The sequence below is a fragment of the Pseudomonas sp. 01L34 genome, assembly GCF_056400265.1.
In genome coordinates this window covers 619,888-639,282 of the sequence record NZ_JBFTSX010000001.1, presented here as the reverse complement: position 1 = coordinate 639,282, position 19,395 = coordinate 619,888, and the positions used below count along the sequence as shown (strand labels likewise).

At 50.3% G+C, this 19,395-nt stretch carries 12 protein-coding genes and 2 pseudogenes; 11 read left to right on the top strand and 3 right to left on the bottom strand.

The window, feature by feature from the left end; all coding sequences use genetic code 11:
- The first annotated feature begins 14 nt into the window (after positions 1 to 14).
- The 8 genes and pseudogenes from AC1DQM_RS02765 (at position 15) to AC1DQM_RS02730 (ending at position 11,076) form a co-directional block, all read left to right on the top strand.
- On the top strand, positions 15 to 1,148 hold the full coding sequence (locus tag AC1DQM_RS02765; protein WP_477745852.1) for a phosphoribosyltransferase: 1,134 nt from the start codon (positions 15 to 17) through the stop codon (positions 1,146 to 1,148).
- A gap of 905 nt (positions 1,149 to 2,053) precedes the next feature.
- The gene (locus AC1DQM_RS02760) at positions 2,054 to 3,376 is read left to right on the top strand and encodes a DUF6602 domain-containing protein (protein ID WP_477745851.1); all 1,323 of its coding nucleotides are present in this window, start codon (positions 2,054 to 2,056) and stop codon (positions 3,374 to 3,376) included.
- 418 nt (positions 3,377 to 3,794) lie between these two features.
- A pseudogene (locus AC1DQM_RS02755) lies at positions 3,795 to 4,277 on the top strand (3'-5' exonuclease); the annotation flags it as partial.
- Between the two features lie 295 nt (positions 4,278 to 4,572).
- Positions 4,573 to 5,700 carry a DUF3800 domain-containing protein gene (locus tag AC1DQM_RS02750; RefSeq protein WP_477745850.1) on the top strand — a complete coding sequence of 376 codons (1,128 nt, stop codon included), beginning with the start codon at positions 4,573 to 4,575 and terminating at the stop codon, positions 5,698 to 5,700.
- A gap of 235 nt (positions 5,701 to 5,935) precedes the next feature.
- Entirely contained in the window at positions 5,936 to 6,145 is a 210-nt protein-coding gene (locus tag AC1DQM_RS02745) for a hypothetical protein (protein WP_019579120.1), read from the top strand.
- Positions 6,146 to 6,251: 106 nt separating this feature from the next.
- Positions 6,252 to 7,193 carry a protein NO VEIN domain-containing protein gene (locus tag AC1DQM_RS02740; RefSeq protein WP_477745849.1) on the top strand — a complete coding sequence of 314 codons (942 nt, stop codon included), beginning with the start codon at positions 6,252 to 6,254 and terminating at the stop codon, positions 7,191 to 7,193.
- Between the two features lie 365 nt (positions 7,194 to 7,558).
- Positions 7,559 to 9,610 (top strand): DUF262 domain-containing protein, encoded by a 2,052-nt coding sequence (locus tag AC1DQM_RS02735; protein WP_477745848.1) that lies wholly within the window; start codon positions 7,559 to 7,561, stop codon positions 9,608 to 9,610.
- Positions 9,611 to 9,888: 278 nt separating this feature from the next.
- Entirely contained in the window at positions 9,889 to 11,076 is a 1,188-nt protein-coding gene (locus AC1DQM_RS02730) for a hypothetical protein (RefSeq protein ID WP_477745847.1), read from the top strand.
- A gap of 133 nt (positions 11,077 to 11,209) precedes the next feature.
- Here AC1DQM_RS02730 and AC1DQM_RS02725 read toward each other — a convergent pair whose 3' ends face one another.
- Positions 11,210 to 12,163, bottom strand: a complete 954-nt coding sequence (locus AC1DQM_RS02725) for a hypothetical protein (protein ID WP_477745846.1) — start codon at positions 12,161 to 12,163, stop codon at positions 11,210 to 11,212.
- Between the two features lie 317 nt (positions 12,164 to 12,480).
- Entirely contained in the window at positions 12,481 to 14,613 is a 2,133-nt protein-coding gene (locus tag AC1DQM_RS02720; RefSeq protein WP_477745845.1) for a DNA recombination protein RmuC, read from the bottom strand.
- A gap of 401 nt (positions 14,614 to 15,014) precedes the next feature.
- Here AC1DQM_RS02720 and AC1DQM_RS02715 point away from each other — a divergent pair, with 401 nt between their 5' ends.
- On the top strand, positions 15,015 to 15,809 hold the full coding sequence (locus AC1DQM_RS02715) for an NYN domain-containing protein (RefSeq protein ID WP_477745844.1): 795 nt from the start codon (positions 15,015 to 15,017) through the stop codon (positions 15,807 to 15,809).
- An 85-nt stretch (positions 15,810 to 15,894) separates the two neighbouring features.
- On the opposite strand, the pseudogene tssD reads toward AC1DQM_RS02715, so the two are convergent.
- A pseudogene (gene tssD, locus AC1DQM_RS02710) lies at positions 15,895 to 16,113 on the bottom strand (type VI secretion system tube protein TssD); the annotation flags it as partial.
- A 634-nt stretch (positions 16,114 to 16,747) separates the two neighbouring features.
- Here tssD and AC1DQM_RS02705 point away from each other — a divergent pair.
- Together AC1DQM_RS02705 and AC1DQM_RS02700 are read left to right on the top strand one after the other, a co-directional pair.
- Positions 16,748 to 18,478: a caspase family protein gene (locus AC1DQM_RS02705; RefSeq protein ID WP_477745843.1), complete on the top strand. Its 1,731-nt coding sequence runs from the start codon at positions 16,748 to 16,750 to the stop codon at positions 18,476 to 18,478.
- Positions 18,475 to 19,395, top strand: a complete 921-nt coding sequence (locus tag AC1DQM_RS02700; RefSeq protein WP_477745842.1) for a serine protease — start codon at positions 18,475 to 18,477, stop codon at positions 19,393 to 19,395. The genes AC1DQM_RS02705 and AC1DQM_RS02700 overlap by 4 nt, the downstream gene beginning before the upstream one ends.

Here is a 19,395-nt window from a genome sequence, read left to right as displayed (position 1 = left end):
TCTCAGGAGTAAGGATGCTAGCTCTAATCACCTCACCTCATGCTCTGATACTAAACGGCCAACCGAGGCCATACATCGTTGATGCATTAATAAAAACCAGCTTACAAGGCAACTCGGTAACCATCGTATCCAACAAAGATAAACCGGACTGGTTTGACAAAATTTTTGATAAAAGCAGAGTGACTTTTCGCCGTACGGAGGCGCGCCAGAGTGGAGTGATTATTGGCCAAATTGCCAAGGAGTTGTCCATTCAGACCTACGACGTCTTAGTGCTTGCAGTTACCGATATAGACATGCAAATGGCAAAAACGGGCAAAGCTGTGCTTATCGCAGCCGCTTGGTCAAACGACGTAAAAGTAAAAAATTTAGGCATTCAGGTGGCCTCTGCAATTGAGCTCCGAGAGCTGATCGAAATGACTAATGGCTGGTCTGGCCATTGGTGGTTCGAAGGTGTCGAGTCAACTTACAGCGCGAGAGCATTAATGGATTTATCTGAGTATGGAAAAGACTCTGACCAAATCCTTTTTGCCGGCAAACTTAAAAACACAGTAAAGAAAGGTGGAGCAAGGCTCACAGCCCTTCTAATCGTGACAGCACGATCCCTCCTGATAGATGGCGCAAGAAACACTGATAAACTCTTTTGGGCAGTATATCCTTCGTCTCAGTCGGACAATGACGACACTGAGGTTCTTAGTGAGTTCACCCACCGCCTACGAACTACTGCCTCACAAGTTCAATTCTCTCGCAAAGGAAAGCCACTGTTCATAAGACACGCAGCATCAGAAAAAAGATCAGCGAAGAAAGGAGGAGATCGGACAGACCCGACCGGGCAAATAACCACCCTCCACCTAAATCCTGAATATAAAACGCAAATAAAGGGAAGAAACGTCATTGTTATTGACGACTGCACGACATATGGAGTTTCTTTTGCAGTGGCCTCTGCATTTCTGCTGAAAGCCGGTGCGGCTTCCGTAAATGGAGTGGCGCTTGGGAAGTTCGGCAACACCATGAGTTACTTCGATATAACCATTAACAGTGATCCATTCAGTCCAGTGCAGGCAGACGGATTTCAGCTCAAAGAAGTAAGACCGTTCAACGGCAATAGGGACAGCACAGCTCAGAAGATTTTGCTGACTCTTATACCTTAGATAGAAAATTGTCGTATTGGTTTGGCGATAAAAATTTTGAGTAGCATTAACAAATACGCAGCTAGGCACTTGGCAAGGTTACCAGGTCGCCTAGCTACGCTGTGAAGTTTTACCAGGTCGCCCTCCTCTGGTCTAAATGACCAAAATCTCGGAGCGAGAGACGATTTTAGACGTCAATAATCTTCCGTGATGCTTTGGTTAATACCGTAGACGCCGGCGTCGAATTGAACCACGTACCGGCGCAAAACTGCCCCAACCTCAAGGCGGTACTAATACAGCACAGGTAAAGGTTCGCGAAGAATCAGACTGAGTCAGTTATATCTCGGCAACTAGCTCAATTGGCCTCGGCGCCAACATATCGTCGCTAGTCAATACCATAATCGTGAAAACTTCGAAGTCATCCATGTCGATCCTGCCGGGCCCGACGGCCCGACGGCCCGACGGCCCGAAGCAGTGACGCCAAGAAAATGCGTCGACACGTACCTGCGGCTGAGCCGGCCTCCCAGCAAAGTTGACTGCATTGCACAGTCATAAATTGTCTCAGCTTAAGCTCGTCCCGTTCTTGAAGTCGCCTCCTTTTGCCGGTACTTGTAGGACACCAATCTCATGCACGGAAAGCAACCATGCAAGCAAGACTCAGAGTGATTGAGACCACCATACTGGACGATGGTAGCAAGCGATACAGGGTCGTTGATCTTGTAGAGGACGGTTCAGCTAGCAAGCATGGTGTCTTCAACGTCAGTAGAGAGGCAGACGCTGTTTGCTCAGGCAGTAGCATTCTTATATGCAGGCCTGAAACTGCTGGCCCTGATAGAGTTCGGTATCGCTTATCCTCATGCACCGCCTGCGCCGACTCGTGAGAAAAACACGGATTGGCTCAGGCGCTATTACCTAGAGACGATGATATGAAATATGAACTTGGCGACTACTGCATCGTCATTACGGATAGCTGGGAACAACTCAAGCCATACCGATTTGCGGGCGCAAGCGAAGATGGAATGATATTAGTCAAGGAGATCAGTTCATCTGGAACACGGATGCTCTCAATCCATGAAAAAATCTCCTTGTCACCATTTTCCATACGTGCACATTGTGAGAGGTCACCGAATCTTGAGCTCTACCGGCAGGTGCTAGACATCGCAAGCTCTCATATTGGCCACTCTCGGAGAGCGCTACTGAAAGATGTTATTGACAAAGTTTGTGCTGATAAACGAGTCAGCGCTACTCCAGAACAAATTATTTTTATGTTTCAAGCCTTAGTCGTAGAAGGCTATGTGAAGGCGACAGCGAGCAGCCAAAGTCACTGCTATCTAGAGCTCGGCGAACGTCAAAAAGATATTGAAAAACGCCGAAGCTTTGCTGCCTCAATGGCAAGTGAACTTGAAAGCCTGAGCAATCGGGTGCGATTAATCATCTCTCACGGCCCTACTGTAGGTGCCTATCGAGAGCAGCTGCTCATAGGTATTTTACGTAAACACCTGCCAGAGCGTTATCATATAGCCTCAGGCTTTATTTACGATTGCCCTAGACAATTCGATGTCTTGATCTACGACCGCCTAGAGTATGCCCCCCTATTCAGGGAAGGTGATTTAGTCGTCGTACCGGCAAACTCAGTAAGGGCTGTCATCGAAGTAAAAACGACTCTAGACAAAGATCAATTAAAAAGCAGTTTAGCCATCCTCGAGGCGGCCGGGCGTCATGACGATGGATACCCTCCTATCTTCAAGGGAGTATTTGCATTTGAAAGCTCTCTAAAAGAAAGCTCACTTTGTGATATTGCTTTTGATTTTTATACCAATGGTCATCATCCAATTTCACCCCCCTATGGATTTGTTTATCATCCATTTTGCCACCTTACAGCCGTGTGTATATACAAAAGACATTACATGTACACCCGTTACATTCGAAATAGCGACGGGAAATATATGCCAACATTGTGCACGAAGCGGAGCAACATCGGATTAGAAAGCCAATTCGCATGGTTCATTCAAGAGCTTCTTACACATCTTCGATACAGCGCCGCGAAGGACAACTACTACTCGCAAGTTTCCGAAATGCTCGGGACAGACACTATCGTAGAAACTCACAAAGTGATTGCTCATGATGAGTGGGGGCCGTACTCCGACGATGACTTCATCACTGACGATGATATCAAGTCTACGGAAGAGCGCATTTCCTCTGTACAAGACTGGCTGGAGGGGAGAATAGACTCCTGGAAGACGCGCTAGCCTTTGTATCCTGGGGGGCTTCGTCTTGTACCCGACACGGAAATGTTGTGATCACAACCTCCGCTCTCAGCCCGTTAGGTCTGCAAGATGCTGACGGATTCCGCGTTCGGCAAACGCTTCAGGGCACCAACCCGCGAGGCATGAAATGCGATCTATCGCAGCTCGTGACTGTTCGAAGCCCCTAGCCTCTACGGCGAAACCGAAACAGCATGCCCACTAACAGCTCCGTCAGAACGTGGCTGTATGCTCGTATCGATGTATCTTGGACAGATCAAAGTTAGGACATCCTTACCATGAGAATTGAAGCAAAGCTGCTTCACCTTCAAGCCATTCAGCGCCATACCGCTATCTTTATTGCGTTGACCTTGAGGCAACCTGTGATGAGGTTGATGAGTCGGAATCACCAAAGCCGCTTGCAGTCATCCCTAACCAGATGGAAACGATTGAAATTGGCCTGGTGGTGATCGATTTGGAAACGCTTGAGATCGTCGATGAATTCCAGCGCTTCGTTCGGCCTCAGATCAATCCTACCCTGACCGATTTCTGTAAAAAGCTTACATCCATTCAACAAGAGCACGTTGACGGAGCCCGAAGCTATCAAGAGGTTGGCGAAGTGCTACGAACATTTACTGCACGTTATCCAGACGCCGCCTGGGCGTCATGGGGTGACTATGACGCAAAACAGCTTGAGTGCGATGCTGGCTTTGCTGCGTGCCCTTCCCTGCTCGAAGACTTGCCACATTTCAATGCCAAGAAATGGCATGCAGGTTTGTACGACAATCGACCGAAAGGACTTAAGCAAACAGTAGAGTCGATGGGGTTGGTTTGGCAGGGTACCTATCATCGAGGGATAGACGATGCTAGAAATGTTGCCTCCATCGTGAAAGAGATTCTTGCCTGACTGCGTTAGCCAGGCCCAAGTGCCCGAAGAGGCGATGCCTACATTAACAGCACTGCATCAGCGCTGTTGGGTGGTGGGCAGCGCCATTACTCTCGCTAAGCTATTCCGCTTTTTGCAGTACACCGTCCATAGCTCGTCAGTTGGTACTCGATAGTGCGACTACCTTGCCGCCAGAGTTTAGGAATCTCCCAAACCATTAGGTAAACATCAATGCAGGTGTGGAATTTTTTTCCTGCATGCGCCCATGATGCGCTGCTCTCAGCGGCCGTCGACATCCACACATAAGGAACATGAAATGTCGCAAAAAATCTACTTCGATGAGTCAGGCTTTACCGGAAATAACCTGCTACACCCCAGGCAAAATTACTTTGCTTACGCTTCGGTTGCTACTGACGACGACGAGGCAAGAGCGTTGGTTGAGAAACTCACCAAAAAGTACAACATTCAAGGTGGCGAGCTCAAAGGCGCCAATCTGGTGAAGTTTTCGAAGGGCAGAAAGGTCATTACGGAGGTACTGGATGCTTTCGATGGCCGAATCAAAATTTCCATCTCTGACAAGAAATTTGCTCTCGCTGGGAAATTTCATGAGTATATTTTTGAACCCTGCTACTCCAGCATCAATTCCATTTTCTATGGGATAGGTTTTCACCGCTTCATCGCAAACGTGCTCTATATGGAGTTCACCGCACGAGGCGCGGGCGCGGAAGAGCTTTTTGCTGAGTTCGAAAGCCTGATGCGGGAAGGCACGGGGCAAAACCTCGAAACCATTTTCTCTTCTTCAGCAGTCGCGGAGCATTCCGATACCATCAGGCTGATTCGTGAGTTTGCCCAAGTCCGTCACCAAGATATCCGGAGCGAACTGGAGTCTTTGACTGGCGGTGAAACGGGCAAGTGGGTGCTCGATTTAACCAACACAGCCCTCTATACCCTTCTGGCAAACTGGGGAAACGAGCATGATGTGCTTACGGCAGTGTGTGATCACTCAAAGCCGCTGCAGCACAACCAAGAGCTCTTCAATGCGATGGTCGGCAACACCAAAAAGCTTACATCTGATTTTGGGGGCGTGGAGCATCCCATCACATTCAATCTGTCGGGCCCAATAGAGTTCGCGTCCTCGCATGATACCCACGGTATCCAGATCGCTGATGCCCTAGCCGCAGCGGCCGTATACGTTTTTTCGGGAGCACGGGATGAGGCCTCTGACCGTTGGCGACACATTGTCGCCCGCCAAGCACACTACGGCAGCGTCGTACCGGACATGGACGAACTCAGACTCGGGTCTCAGCGCCCCCAGCTCAATACCCTTGTGCTACACCAACTCCATCAGCGTGCGATGAAGGGACTCAGTCTTACGGAGGGAATGCCGGAGGCAATTGCAAACATGGGGCGCAGCTTGAGATTTTCACCGTACTCTGCGGCATAGACATCTTAAGGAGGACAGGAAACTAGATAGCAGAGAGTGCGGTGTGCGCCCATTTATGAAGCTGGGCGCCAACTGAAATTTGTTGGTACTACAACCTATTGAGTGGCTGGGAACGAGAGCAACTTGAGCGTCTGCTGAGCGCGCTCTGACTCTATGCGACCGTCCATAGTCGAGCGGCAAAATCCCACCAAACTCCTCTACTGCTACGCTGTCCTTTTTCCATGGAGGAATCGCGATGCCAAACTCAGATCTGCTCCCTTCCCTGCTATTCAAGATCAACGAAAACCAACAAGCCCTTGAGGCTGCCATCATGGAACTGACACTCTGGGTCGAGCAGCGTGGATCGGGGGAGGTTGGAGGCAACGTGCGCGGTGCGCTGGACATGATCAGAACAAATGAAGAGTTCATCAACATGACGCTCGCTGTATTGATGACACCGGAGTAATTCACCCCACATGTTGAAAGAAGCCTGTTGGATGCGAAGGTGCCATTACCTAATCCAAACACCAATTATCTCACTCACGCTTCGCTGAGAAATTTCAAAGGTATATATGGACAGAATTGCATTTTTAAAAACAGGTTGGGCCGTCGACTACCAAGGAGAAGAGGTAGTCGGCAGACATCGCCACATCAATGATTATGCTGAAGCGCACGAACGCTTCAATTTTAGAAAAGCTCCGGACGGACGTTACTACGGCTACATACCTCCGATGGGTGAGCATGAGGCAACGCCGAAGCCCTTACGCCTTAGCGGGTGGACAATCATTTTAGTCGCGGCACGAGATGGCGATGGCCCTTTGACCGTAGTCGGACACTACGAAAATGCGACTTTTGAAACGGGCTATCGCGACCGGCCTGAGTATCGCTACGGTTCATTTCCGAAAGACGCAGACGGACAGAATTTTAGCTACATCGTTAGCGCCGACAAAGCCAATATCATTCCCTTACCTTTGCGTCAGACAGAAATTTCAGGTGCTCACTTTAAAAGGTCGCCAATCGTTTACGTTCGAGGTAATAGACCTGGTCAGGATCAAGAGTGGCGTCAGCACTTCGCCAAGATTGCACAGGAAATAGTCAGCGTCTCCCCTGAAGGCGACGTTGTTGACGTACAAGTACCAACGTTTTCCTTTCCTGATGCCGAGCATAGAAAGGCGGTGGAAATGGCGGCTGTGGACTACGCATCTACAGCTTACGGAAAACGCTATGAAATTCAGGATGTCCAGCTGCTCAATCTTGGCTACGACCTGATTTTTCGGGATCGTAAAACAGGTGAAGAACTACACGTAGAAGTAAAGGGAACCAGCAATGCGATACCACATTTTTTTATGACTAGGAATGAGTACCGATATCTCGACAATCCTCGTTGGCGCATGCTCATGGTCACCCAGGCGCTCGAAAAACCAAAAGGTCGGTTGCTCACTCTGGGTGAACTGGAGGATGCGTTTGACGTTAAGCCATTCGCCTTCGAGGGCGTTGCTAAGCTGTTGCCTTAATGCGGAAACCACATTGCTGTAACTGTTAAGAAAGGACATTTCAGAGTGGTGGGTCGAAGTACGCTTCCAATACATTGCGCAGACCACCGTGATCTACAATTACCGCATCGCTCTACGCAGCATCCCGCTTGTGGCTTGGGACTATGTGGTCAACGGCAAGGCCGGGCTGGGTGATGGACATCGTCAACGAAGCCAACAACTGGGCCATAGAAACCATGGGCAACCCTAAGCCCCCACTGGAGCTGTTCCTACGTGTGGTGGCGGTGAGTTTGGAAACCAAGAGATCGTCAAGGCACTGCTTGCCCTCAACATCGAATAGGACGACTGAGGTCACCTATCTTTGAAATACAGACAAGGATTTCAGGATGCAGCCCAGCAAAACCACAGTCACCGGTCTGTTCAGTACACCTCATCAGTACCAGATTCCCATTTTTCAGCGGGGTTATGTATGGACGTTGGAAAAGCAGGTTGGCCCGCTATGGACTGACATCCAAGACCGTGCAGATGCCGTGCTGGAGCAACAATCGCTAGTATCAACAGGCACCACGGCGGCATTGAAACCGTTACAGAAGCACTTTCTGGGTTCAATTGTGATGACTCCTGTGCCCAACAGTTTCGGCAGGGCGCCAGCTTTCGAGGTGATCGATGGCCAACAGCGTTCGACAACCTTACACCTCCTACTACTCGCCTTCCGCCTGGCAGCGCGTGAGCTGATAGACAGCCCCATACCGCAAATGCTTGATGGGTTGGTGCGGAACCCAGGCCCTTACCAGCGCGCAGAAGATCATTACAAAGTTTGGCCAACCCAGGCGGGACAGGACGAGATGCGCCGCCTGAGCGATACCGCCACTTACGCTCAGGATGTGTACACGATGTATCCTGCTCGCGATGTACGCACTCGGATTGAGCGGCCCCTGATGGTGCAGACTTACCTGTACCTCTACCACGCCTGCCTTGCCTATATGCGGGGTGTTGACCTCACCGATACTGTCAATCCTACAGCCGACCCCACGTTCGGGGATACGCTGATCGCGGATATTGGCCGTAATAACGACGTGTCGCCGTTGCAAGCCCATATGCCGCTAGAGTCGAAGCGTGCTCAGGCGCTTTACATGGCATTGGCCGACCACGTGCAGATCATGACCCTGACCTTGGAAGCTGAGGACGACCCTCAAGTCATCTTCGAAACGCTCAATGCGCGTGGAGAACCGCTGCTGGCGTCTGACCTAGTACGCAATTTCGTGTTCCTTGAAGCCGCTCGCCAGGGACAAGCTGTGCCGCAGCTATATGAACGGTACTGGAGCCCATTTGATCTTGTTGCGACCACCGGCCAGGGCGTTTCGGCAAACGCCTACTGGCGGGAGAAGGAGCGACAGGGTCGCTTGACCTATCCGCGCATTGATCTGTTCTTCTACAACTACACGATCCTGCGCAGCCACGAAATTACCCTAGCCAGTCATGTGTTTCAGTCATTCAAAGCATGGTGGCTAAAGCAGCTACGCGATCTTGAAGTGGAGCTGGCGCAGCTTGTTGCATCCAGCCAGCACTTCCAGGAGCTGGTATCTCCAGAGGGTACTGGGCACTTGGCTGAGTTTGCACGCTTGGTTAAATCACTTGACGTGGGTACGGTTACACCGGTTTACCTTGCACTGCGTGAGCGGTTGGCAAGCGACAGCGCGGAGCTGAAACAGGCTCTCGGCGACTTGGCCTCCTATCTGACACGACGCGCCGTCTGCGGTTTGACTACCAAGGGCTACAACCGCTTTTTCATGCGTGTACTGCAAGCTGTGTTGGGCGCACCCGAAGCCCCACACATAGCTTTACGCAAAGTGCTTCTAGCAGCGACGGCACTCAGCGAGGTTTGGCCGGATGACGCCCTTTTTAGTGACAAGTGGTGTCATCGTCCGGTTTACAAGGAGCTTCGACCCGTTAAAACGTGCGGTGTCCTACGGGCGCTGGAGTATGCCGCTCGTGGCTCTCAGCAAGGGAGCAATCATGTGCCAGCCCAGTCTGATTTGACCGTAGAGCATGTGATACCGCAAAGCTGGGAAAAGCTGCCTACATACCAGATAACAGACATGACCGAGGCACAGCGTCAGTTCAGAGAGACGGCAGTTCATGGTTTTGGGAACCTGACGTTACTTACTCAGCCGCTGAACAGCTCGATCAGCAACGGCCCCTTTGCCGACACCCAGGTTGTAGGCAGTGAACAGGTTCTGGGTAAACGGTCTCGACTGGGTCAAAGCGCTCTACTATTGAATACCTATTTTCAGCAGACAGCGCTTGTAGCATGGGATGACGATGCCATCGCGAACCGTTCTGAAGCCCTGCTTAAAGCTGCGCTACTCGTGTGGCCGAAGCCTGTAGCCGGCAGCGTTGCGCCCGTAGCTGTGGCATCGGCGATCTCAGGGAACTGAACCTACCCTCCTCTCGCTGGGACGTTGGAACCAGCCCCTGGGGAATTGGTATAGCGTTGGGTTCCTGGTGGATGGGTGGCGGTCGACAAGAGCTGTGCTTAAGTAGGGGCTGATTGGTTCACTTGATCTCGATCTAATTAACCCCATACGTCGAAAGAAGCCTGTTGGGTAGTTGGAGTTCATGCCCTCGCAGACTTGAAATGACCCGCAGGCTTCGACTTGAGATTGGAGTGAGGGAATCTACGCTGGTATCGGAACGCCAAACGCCGGATAAGTCTATGTACAAGATCGTAACCTTCACTCCTCAGGAGTTGTTCGACAAAGCTTGGGAAACACCTGTACTGAAACTGGCCCAAGAAATCGGTATATCAGACGTTGCGCTTTCCAAAGCATGTCGCAAAGCCGGCCTAGCTCTGCCCCCTCGAGGACATTGGGCAAAACCAGTGTCTAAACGCCCTAGCAAGCCTATGCCTCCCACCGTCGAACACCCCATCAGCTTCACGGTATTGGATCGAAGCACACTTCCAGCGCAAAGCGCTGCGCGTATAAAACCGAAAGCATTCCGTTCAACCATCGAAGCACCTCACACCCTCCTTGCGCCCCACCCGCTGGTGATCAAGTGGTTGAAATGCGTTAAAGCGGCCAAGACGCATGAAGGCCATCTCGTGACCACAGGCAAACATGTGCTCGACGCGAGAATCTCCTCCGAAGTCATTGATCGCTGCGCACTAATTTTCGACACCCTAATCAAAGAGAGCGAGGTACTCGGCTACACATGGAAGGTCACATCGGACGAAAAAACATTGGTCGAGGTCGACGGCGAGCCCCTCGCGATCAAACTTGTGGAGCGCTTGAATAAACACGCTATCCCGCCACCTCCACCACCCCCTCGGCGCAATGCTCGATGGGAACCTGATTTCTCGTTGCTGCGCGCGCCTCAGTTTGAATGGTCTTCCACTGGCGAATTAAGCCTGCAGATTGACGCACGCACCGAATACGGAAAGCGGAAGAACTGGACGGACACCAAGACCGGAAAAATAGAGGAAAAACTTACGAGCATTTTCGACGGCTTCGAGGCTATAGCCGAATCGGTGAAAGCTCTGCGTTTGAAGAATGAAGAGGCTCGTCGTGAACGAATAGCTGAAGAAGCGGTACGACTTGAGCTCGCGAAGCGTGATGAGACTCATAGGCGCTTACGTCACAAACTCGTGGAAAATACAAAGCGCTGGGAGCAGGCTCAGCGATTGAGGGCATTCATCCAGGCAACCTGCAATGCCAGTGCGGCTACCTCAGAGCACAGCCAGCAACAAACTGCACTATGGGCGGCCTGGGCATCAGCCCAAGCGAACCTACTTGACCCTCTACACCCAAACACTTCATCCGTCACTTCGCTCACCGTCGATATCGAAAGCTGGTTCAACGGCTATGGAATGACACGTGCAGAAAAGGACTGGTGGTCAGAATGAATGAACGCTCCGGAATGAGCCGAATATCGAGGCTTTCACTACCTAAGCCTCCGTCATGCACATTGCTTTTCGAATCTACCCAGCGCCCATATTTCCACTCTCTAGCGTTGACCAACGTGGTGCCTACCAGCCGCTACTGTGGCGTTATCTGTTTCTGAGCAATCTTGGCCCAGTACCTGATCGATGGTTTTACTGGAAGCGTGGGGTCATGCGCGAGCCTCTCAATGAATGAGAGCACGAGGTCGAAGGTATCCATCTCCCTGGATCGCGCGGCGACTTCCTCAGGATTTCTGAAAAATGGGATTCCTGTGATATTTGTAGGAGCGATCTGTCCACTCGCTGTCCATAGGATGTAGGCCGCATGAGCTGAAGCATATCGCTTCTTGTCCTTTGGTTTCGTGTCTCTGGATCCACGCTCAATCCCAAGCACGGACTCATCGAACAAGCCTTGGAGGGTGTCGGAGACCATCCTCATCTGGTTTTTGGAAGTGCGCAAAAAAGGCTTCTTTTCAAAAATGTCTTCCTCATATAGTTCAGGTGCTCGGTCGCTCGGCTCGGGAACTGCAGTGACTTCCGGCTTGTTCACATCAGAAAGAGGTTCGGGCGCCTCAGGCAGGCCTCTAGCTTTCCAGTTTTCCTTGGCAGCCGCCAAATCAGTCTCTGTTACCTCGGCCGCTTTTTCCCAAGTGCTCTCGAACCAGTCCAAGGCTTGCTTGAACTCATCGCGCTCAGGGTCGAGCAACACCCCGGCTTCATTCCAGCCCAATGCCTGCCCCTCGAACCCGAGAGCAGCGTCAGAGAAGTTGGCTGACCCCACGATAGCGCCCGCATTGGAAACAACGACCTTGGCATGCAGTCGGCTAGATTGCCTCATGCGGATGCCAGGCTGCGCCATGATGCGTTCTACAGCATAAGGGTTGGTTCCAGGGTGACTCAGATTGCAAATCACTCTGCCGGCTCCTTGGCGGGGTATCAGAGCCTCTGAACCATTACCCCAGAAAGCGACCGCCACGCCATAGTCGGCATCGGGGGCCTCAATGAGACTTTTGATTGCCGACAAAATTTGTTCGCGACTTCCCAAGAACATTGAGCAGAGTCCTTCCGGTGGCAATGGTATCGCGACCCTTCCAGATTGCAGCGGGAGAGCGGCGGAGGTGATCAGGGCCCGCTGATTGAATAATCGGACGGGCACCCTATGGAAATATTGGTACCTAAATGACGTCAGCCACCAGAGGCAGAATAAGCCACTTAGCCCCCACGCTTAACCTCGACTAGCTACCGTCCTTTATCCACATTCTGAGGAGTGCTCCCTTGCCTGCAATGCAAGACCAATTAAAACCAACTCGCCTTAGAGGCGGCCACCATCGAATCTTCAAGCTGAATCATTCGCGTGTCTATCACCTCCTATTGGTGTGAACCATTAGGTCGGATGGCGTCAGATGAGGCTATCAATACCGTAGGTTCAACCTCTGCGAGCTCCGCGATGGCACTGCTTAGCTCTAAGTTCGCACGTTCGACCAGATTGGCTGGCAGCTCTTTCTGGACAGACACACCCAGGTCTTTAAACTCGGCGGCTTGTTTGATCAGGTTCCCTTTTCCGGTATACAGCTGACCGAAGGCTCTGTCGTAACTGTCACGAGCCCTGTCCAACTGGTTGCCTACCCCCTGCATGCTAGTCAGGAAGCCATTGAGTTTGTTGTAAAACTTCTCAGCTCGGTTGGCCAGCTCGGCGGTGTGCTTGTTCTGATCTTCGAACCGCCACAGCTGGCGGACGATGTTAAGGCTGGTCAATAAGGTGGTGGGCGTGGCGACCAGCACGTTACGCTCAATAGCCCGCTGGAACAGAGTCTCATCGTACTTAAGGGCTTCAACGTAGGCGGATTCGATCGGAATAAACATAATCACCACCTCGGGTGAATTCAGGCCAGGCAGCTTGAAATAGTCTCGATCGGCCAACTCATTGACCCGGTCACTCACCGCCTTGGTATGGGCCGCCAACGCTTTACCGCGTTCCAAGTCATTATCGGCATTTACATACTGGGTGTAGGACATTAACGACGTCTTGGCATCGATGATCAGATGCTGTTTTTGTGGCAGGTAGACGATCGCATCGGGACGTTGTCGGCCCTCTTCAGTGGTGAAGCTGACTTCCCGTTTGTAGTCGATATCAAGTCGCAGGCCCGAGTTGTCCAGTACGTTCTCCAGCATTAGCTCACCCCAGTTGCCCTGTACCTTCTTTTGGCCTTGCAGGGCGGTAGTCAGCTTGTCGGCCTGATCGGTGATCTCCTTGTTGAGTGTTTGTAGGTTTTTCAGCTCGGTTCTGAGCTCGATGCGCTGCTCCGCATCTTTAGCGTGAATATCCTCCACCTTCGCCTTAAACCCTTTCATTTCGGTATGGAGAGGATTGAGCAGGTTGGTGATGCTCTCCTGATTCAATTCTTTAAACGCTTTGCCTTTGCGCTCCAGAACTTCGTTGGCGAGGCGTTCGAACTCTTTGGTTAGTTCTTCCCGATTCTCTTGCAGCAGCTTCAACTGCGCGTCAAAGTGTTGCTGCTTTTCATCCAACGAGGTCTTGAGTTGGCCATGGGCGTTGTCCAGCGCCGCATATCTGTCTTGCGTAGTCTTCAATTCGCCCTTGGACTGCTCCCACCAGGTTTTGTAGTTGGTGAGTGCTTCCTGCTTTTCTTCCAGTTGCGTCTGCGCTTTCTTCAGCGTCTCGCGAATTTCAGCCAGTTGAGCAGCAGTATGCTTTTGCACTGCGTCGGCGGCCGCCAGCTTTTCATCCAACTCCGCGATCCGCTGATCTTTCTCTTCGATGCGCTCCTTCGAAGTCGTACCGTTAATGACAAGTTGTTCTTTCAACTTGTTCGCCGATTCCTGTGCCGTAGCTCCGACCTCACGAGCCTGTTTTTCTGTTTTACGCAGGGCTTCGAGTTCGGCTTTCTGGGCACCCCAATCACGTTCAAAACGCTCTTGAACGACCTGTTTCTCTTCGAGCTGGGTCTGGGCTTGTTTCAGTGCCTCGCGACTTTCGGACAGCAGCTTCGCTGTATTGGTTTGTTGCACCTCTGCGGTGACCTGCTTTTGATCCAGATCTGAAATGCGCTGATCCTTCTCTTCGAGACGTTCTTTGAAGGCGGTACTGTTACTGGCTAACTGGTCTTGCAGCTTGTCGGCCGCCTCTTGTGCTTTCGAGCTCGTCTCTCTGGCCGCTTGTTCGGATTTTCGCAAGCGATCAATCTCAGCTTGTTGGGCGACCATATCACCCTCCAGGCGGTCGATCCGTGCCTTGCCGCTATCCCGTTCCGTTTCCAACCGTCCATAAGCAATATCCAGTGCTGCTTTCTCTCTAGACAGGGCGCCAAGTGTGGCCTGTTGTTGCGATAACTCTGCCTGGACACGCGTCAAATCAGCCTGTGTCACATCCAGATCAGTCTGCAGCTGCTGGTTGTTGCGCTGGGCACGCCAACTAGCGATCGCCCAAGCCGCGATGAAGGTCGCCAATGACAATACGATGAGAATTACCAAATTTTCCATATCCATTCTCCTACGTCCAAGTTGTAATTATTTAAGGCGAATGAGGTCTCAGGTCTTTAGCGTAGCTGACCCCAAGGATAAAAAATGTGTTCTACAGGATGCTGAAGGACGTCGCGCTTGATACACGAATGACGAGCGCCTGCGATCAGTCCTGTAATGAAATCTATAGCGGCCTCATGCCAGTTGAAATCAACGGCTAGCTGCTTACGCTTTTCAATGACTTGCGACAGCTTGGATTACTGTGAGGATTACAGGTCACCCGAGGGACGAGTTGGAACACTTTAAATCTGGCAGCGCTACGGCGCTGATCCGGGCCCTTAGTGGATGGGAATACGAGCGACCGAAGCCAAAATTAGTCTCTCGTTTACAGGTAAGGTGAAGCTTTCACTCAAGGATGAACCATGGCTACGCATACCTCCAATAACGCTCAGAAGCGCCTCGCAGTGTTGATCGACGCCGACAATGCCCCTGCAGCAATCGTCGAAGGTCTGTTTGAAGAAATTGCTAAGTACGGCGTCGCGAGTGTCAAGCGCATCTACGGCGACTGGACTGGCCCCCATCTCGGCGGCTGGAAGAAAGTCCTGCTCGATCACTCGATTCAGCCCATCCAACAATTCGCCTACACCAAAGGCAAAAATGCCACCGATAGCTCGCTTATCATCGATGCCATGGACTTGCTATACACCCGCCGTTTCGACGGGTTCTGCTTAGTATCGAGCGACAGCGACTTCACTCGATTGGCTTCTCGATTACGCGAAGAGGGCTTGACTGTTTACGGGTTCGGCGAAGAGAAAACACCCAAGCCTTTCGTGGCCGCATGCGACAAATTCATTTACATCGAGTTACTCCGCGAGGATGTCATTGCACCTATCAATGGTGAGCCTAGTACGGCTTCTGTTGCGCCCCCTGATGTGACCAAACCAGCAGTTGCTGAGCCTTCCAAAAAGCCTAAAGCACCGGTGGGCTTTATCGCCAAGATCATGGACGACATTGCTGACGAGGATGGCTGGGCACATTTAGGCGCGCTGGGCGCGAACATTACGAAACTACGTCCGGATTTCGACCCACGCACTCATGGCTACAAAAAACTGAGCGACCTCATCAAAGGCTACCCGCAGTCGTTTGAGCTGCAGGCCAGAGGCACATCAGGTGGCACGGCAGTGATGTACGCTCGTCACAAGCAGCCAAGCAAATGACAGACATACCTCCTGGTGGACGCCAACTGTCCGTGACCGGCAAGTTTTACGGTCGCTCTGGCCCGCCGTGCTAAGTCGATCCGATGACCTTGGTGATCACGACTGGCTTGTGTACACGCTGACCGGTCGGTTGGCCGGACTGTGGGTCACGCGGGATGATCACGTCGTGGCTGAAAGCCTGAACCATGACCTGGTCTTCGTGACCTTCCTGGTAGGTGTTGCCAACGGAGTCGGCGGTGAACGCGCCGGCAGTGATCAGGCCTTGTTTCTCGCCAGTAACGGACATGTACGCTGGTGTAGCCATGAATGCTCTCCTTGCTAATGGATGGGGTCGCTGGTAGGTGGGATTACCTGACAGACTGCCCATTGCCATCAAAAAGCGCGCCAGCTTTTATCAACCCCTTATAAACCAAGGGCTTGGTGAGGTATTTCCGCACAAGCGGCGAAATTGGCGTAAGCATCTATCGAAAAGTGCGCAAGAAGTTGCGCACTTCCAAAGTGACCTGTCGACTCTTCTCGCGGATGGCAAAAATCCTAACGAAAGATGGTCAGGTTCCGGGAAAAGTCCAAATAGCCTAGGTAGCCAGTCAGGGAAGCCATTCAGCTCAAGTAGACCGTAGAGACAAATTTTATTTTCAGCTCTTATCGCATTGTCGGTATAAAAAAACGCCTGCCTATCGCGGTATATTTTATACTGAGACTAGAAAACTTACTCTAAGACTGAATTATCACCACTAAGGCATTGGAACAGCAACGCTGCTCCTTCTGATGCTGGTTTGCTTTGGCATAACATCCGTGCCGCTGATGATTTTTAGCCCCAAAAGAGGAATGACTTGCACAATCGCTTTTGCGGGCTACATTGACATATAGCCCCCTAGTAAAGCTTCACAAAAGTGTCGACAGAGCGACCAGAGTAACGATTTTCAGAGGCCTACATAATGCCTAAGTTTTCGTTTCGCACCCCTTTTGTAGTGATCGCTATAGTACTAAGCACAATCCTACCTGCAATGGCGGAACAAAAGGACTATACCTTTGAAAAACCTGTCAAGCATTTAGCTCTATTAATTGCCAATTGGGATTACGATGGAGGTAGCCTACCGGGCACAGAACTTGACCAAAAAGAAATGAAGGCTAGATTAGAAAGACTCAACTTCAAAGTTCAGGTCTTATCGAACTTTAGAAATCGTGACGAGCTAATCGAATCATTAAATCCATTTCTAGAGCAAGTAAAATTTGGTGATTTCGTAGTGGTTTATTACTCAGGTCACGGACTAGGCTATTCTGCAGAAAATTATCTAGTACCAACAAAACTACCAAAACAAATTCAAAAAGATAAGTTTTTTGACTATTTTTTTTCCGCAGAAGATATTCAGCGACAAATACAAATTCGACAAGCCGGTATCAGCTTAGTCATTTTTGATGCATGTCGAACGTTCAACACTCCCGAGCTTATCAACACAACCAATGAGCCTAGTGAAAACAAAGAAATAGAAAAAGGTCTTCTGAGACCCTCAATCAGACTTGCAACCAATTTTGTAATCGGATACGCAGCAGAACCAGGGCATGCCGCCATTGCTAGAGCCGGAGAACAAAGCTACTTCACCCAAGCCATTACTAAAAGTATCGACAACGGAATCTATGAATTCGACGATCTTCGGCGAGCAGTCATTGATGAGGTACTTAACTCAAGCCGCGGAAAACAAGCCCCGTGGTTTTTAGACTCAACGACAGCTGTTATTCGTCTACATGATACAGAACAGTCACTCACGAATGAAAAAACAACATGGATTAATGTGCTTGGGAGCGGTGCACCGGAAATGGTACAAAGATACATCCGCACTTTTCCAACTAGTCGATTTGTAACTGCAGCAAGGGAGTGGCTCAGAGACAACCCAGAAAAGGAACCTGTTGCAACAACCTATCTGCCACCCGCTATCGTCGCGGAAGCATGGAACTCAAATACACCAGTAACTGTAGAGTTCACTGATGTCAGCCAAGAGTTTAAATTTCCAAAAAGCGGTAGACAAAGTCCGAAAACAGCCCAAGCAGCACAGCAATACTTTAACAAAATCCAAAAAAGAAGCGTTCGACAAACTCTCTACCTGGACGCTTCTGACATGATATTAACTTCAAAAGATCAAGTTGTGCGTGCTACGCCATCCACGCAGTCCATGATTACAGACAGCGTTGCTGCTGGAACAAACATAGCTTTCACAAAAGCAATTAGTGATGCTCACGGCAACTCGTGGGTATTAACAAATGACGAGACAAAAAATACCAAAGGATATATTTTAACCCCCAACAACTACAATACAATGAAGGTAAAGTTCGGCACGCCTGCTGCTGAAGGGTATGCTAGACCCAACGCCCCAGAGAGTTCTGGCTTGGTTATCAAGGAAGATGTTTACAAACTTATAGAACAAATAAAATTCGGGAATAAAAAGCCATCATGGGCGTCACTTGAAGTCGGAGCAATTAAATGCCTTGAAATTGATAAAGAGCGCTGCACACTTCAGTCAGATCTAAACACACTACGCTTACTTCACGTCGAATCCCTACTAGCTACCCACGGATATGCTCGCAATAAAATTACATCTCTTACGAATGTGGAAAATATACCTAACAACGAAATTCGAATTCGCTTATTCGCGAATGAGGAAAAACAATGAAATCAATATGTATAACCTCATTCGTACTTACCGCACTTACGTTCACTCCTGCTACCGTTTTGGCTCAAAGAGAAATCCCCCCTACAATTGCGAATGAAAAATATCCGGATCGAGGTGTACTAATCGAATACCAATCCGCAATTGAATCAAGCAAAAGGGGTGAGAGCCCGAAAATCATAGGAGGCATCGACGCACCAATCTATGGACAACCATGGCAGGTATCGCTTGTCATTCCCTGGATCAAGGACTCTAGGGAAGCACACTTTTGCGGCGGTGCTTTAATTGGAAGTGAATGGCTAGTTACCGCAGCACACTGCGTTGAGAACTTACAACCTGAAGATCTCGAAGTTATCACGGGTACCGTGACGCTAAATAACAAAAATACACGAACACCCGTTATAAAAATTATTTCCAACCCAGATTTCGACCCGGAAACCTTCGATAATGATATAGCACTCGTGCGCATCCCCCCCATAAAAAATTTTGACCGCAACTCCTCACCAATAAAATTAATTAGCAAAAATCAAGAAAATAATATTTCATCAAATGAGTCAGTTCGAGTCACGGGATGGGGAGCAGACAAGGTAGATGGCGACGCAGTCGCCAGATTAAAAAAGATAGATATCCCCCTCATTAGTCGCAAACGATGCAATGATATTCGCTCTTATAACGGCGATGTTAGCTCTCTAATGCTATGCGCGGGAACAATACCACGCGTAGATAAAAACACAATAATCCAAGATGCCTGCCAAGGTGATAGCGGCGGCCCGCTAGTAGCTTCATTTGACAGTTCCGAACCTTTACTTGCAGGCATAGTTAGCTGGGGCAAGGGATGTGCAGAGCCTAATAAATTCGGTGTATACACTAGAATCCCACCTCAAACAAAATGGATTAATCGCACCATTTCGGCTAAATAA

Bases quoted from the DNA above. Each gene is read 5' to 3' on its own strand.
- AC1DQM_RS02765 (WP_477745852.1), top strand. From the start codon at position 15: ATGCTAGCTCTAATCACCTCACCTCATGCTCTGATACTAAACGGCCAA.
- AC1DQM_RS02760 (WP_477745851.1), top strand. From the start codon at position 2,054: ATGAAATATGAACTTGGCGACTACTGCATCGTCATTACGGATAGCTGG.
- AC1DQM_RS02750 (WP_477745850.1), top strand. From the start codon at position 4,573: ATGTCGCAAAAAATCTACTTCGATGAGTCAGGCTTTACCGGAAATAAC.
- AC1DQM_RS02745 (WP_019579120.1), top strand. From the start codon at position 5,936: ATGCCAAACTCAGATCTGCTCCCTTCCCTGCTATTCAAGATCAACGAA.
- AC1DQM_RS02740 (WP_477745849.1), top strand. From the start codon at position 6,252: ATGGACAGAATTGCATTTTTAAAAACAGGTTGGGCCGTCGACTACCAA.
- AC1DQM_RS02735 (WP_477745848.1), top strand. From the start codon at position 7,559: ATGCAGCCCAGCAAAACCACAGTCACCGGTCTGTTCAGTACACCTCAT.
- AC1DQM_RS02730 (WP_477745847.1), top strand. From the start codon at position 9,889: ATGTACAAGATCGTAACCTTCACTCCTCAGGAGTTGTTCGACAAAGCT.
- AC1DQM_RS02725 (WP_477745846.1), bottom strand. From the start codon at position 12,163: ATGTTCTTGGGAAGTCGCGAACAAATTTTGTCGGCAATCAAAAGTCTC.
- AC1DQM_RS02720 (WP_477745845.1), bottom strand. From the start codon at position 14,613: ATGGAAAATTTGGTAATTCTCATCGTATTGTCATTGGCGACCTTCATC.
- AC1DQM_RS02715 (WP_477745844.1), top strand. From the start codon at position 15,015: ATGGCTACGCATACCTCCAATAACGCTCAGAAGCGCCTCGCAGTGTTG.
- AC1DQM_RS02705 (WP_477745843.1), top strand. From the start codon at position 16,748: ATGCCTAAGTTTTCGTTTCGCACCCCTTTTGTAGTGATCGCTATAGTA.
- AC1DQM_RS02700 (WP_477745842.1), top strand. From the start codon at position 18,475: ATGAAATCAATATGTATAACCTCATTCGTACTTACCGCACTTACGTTC.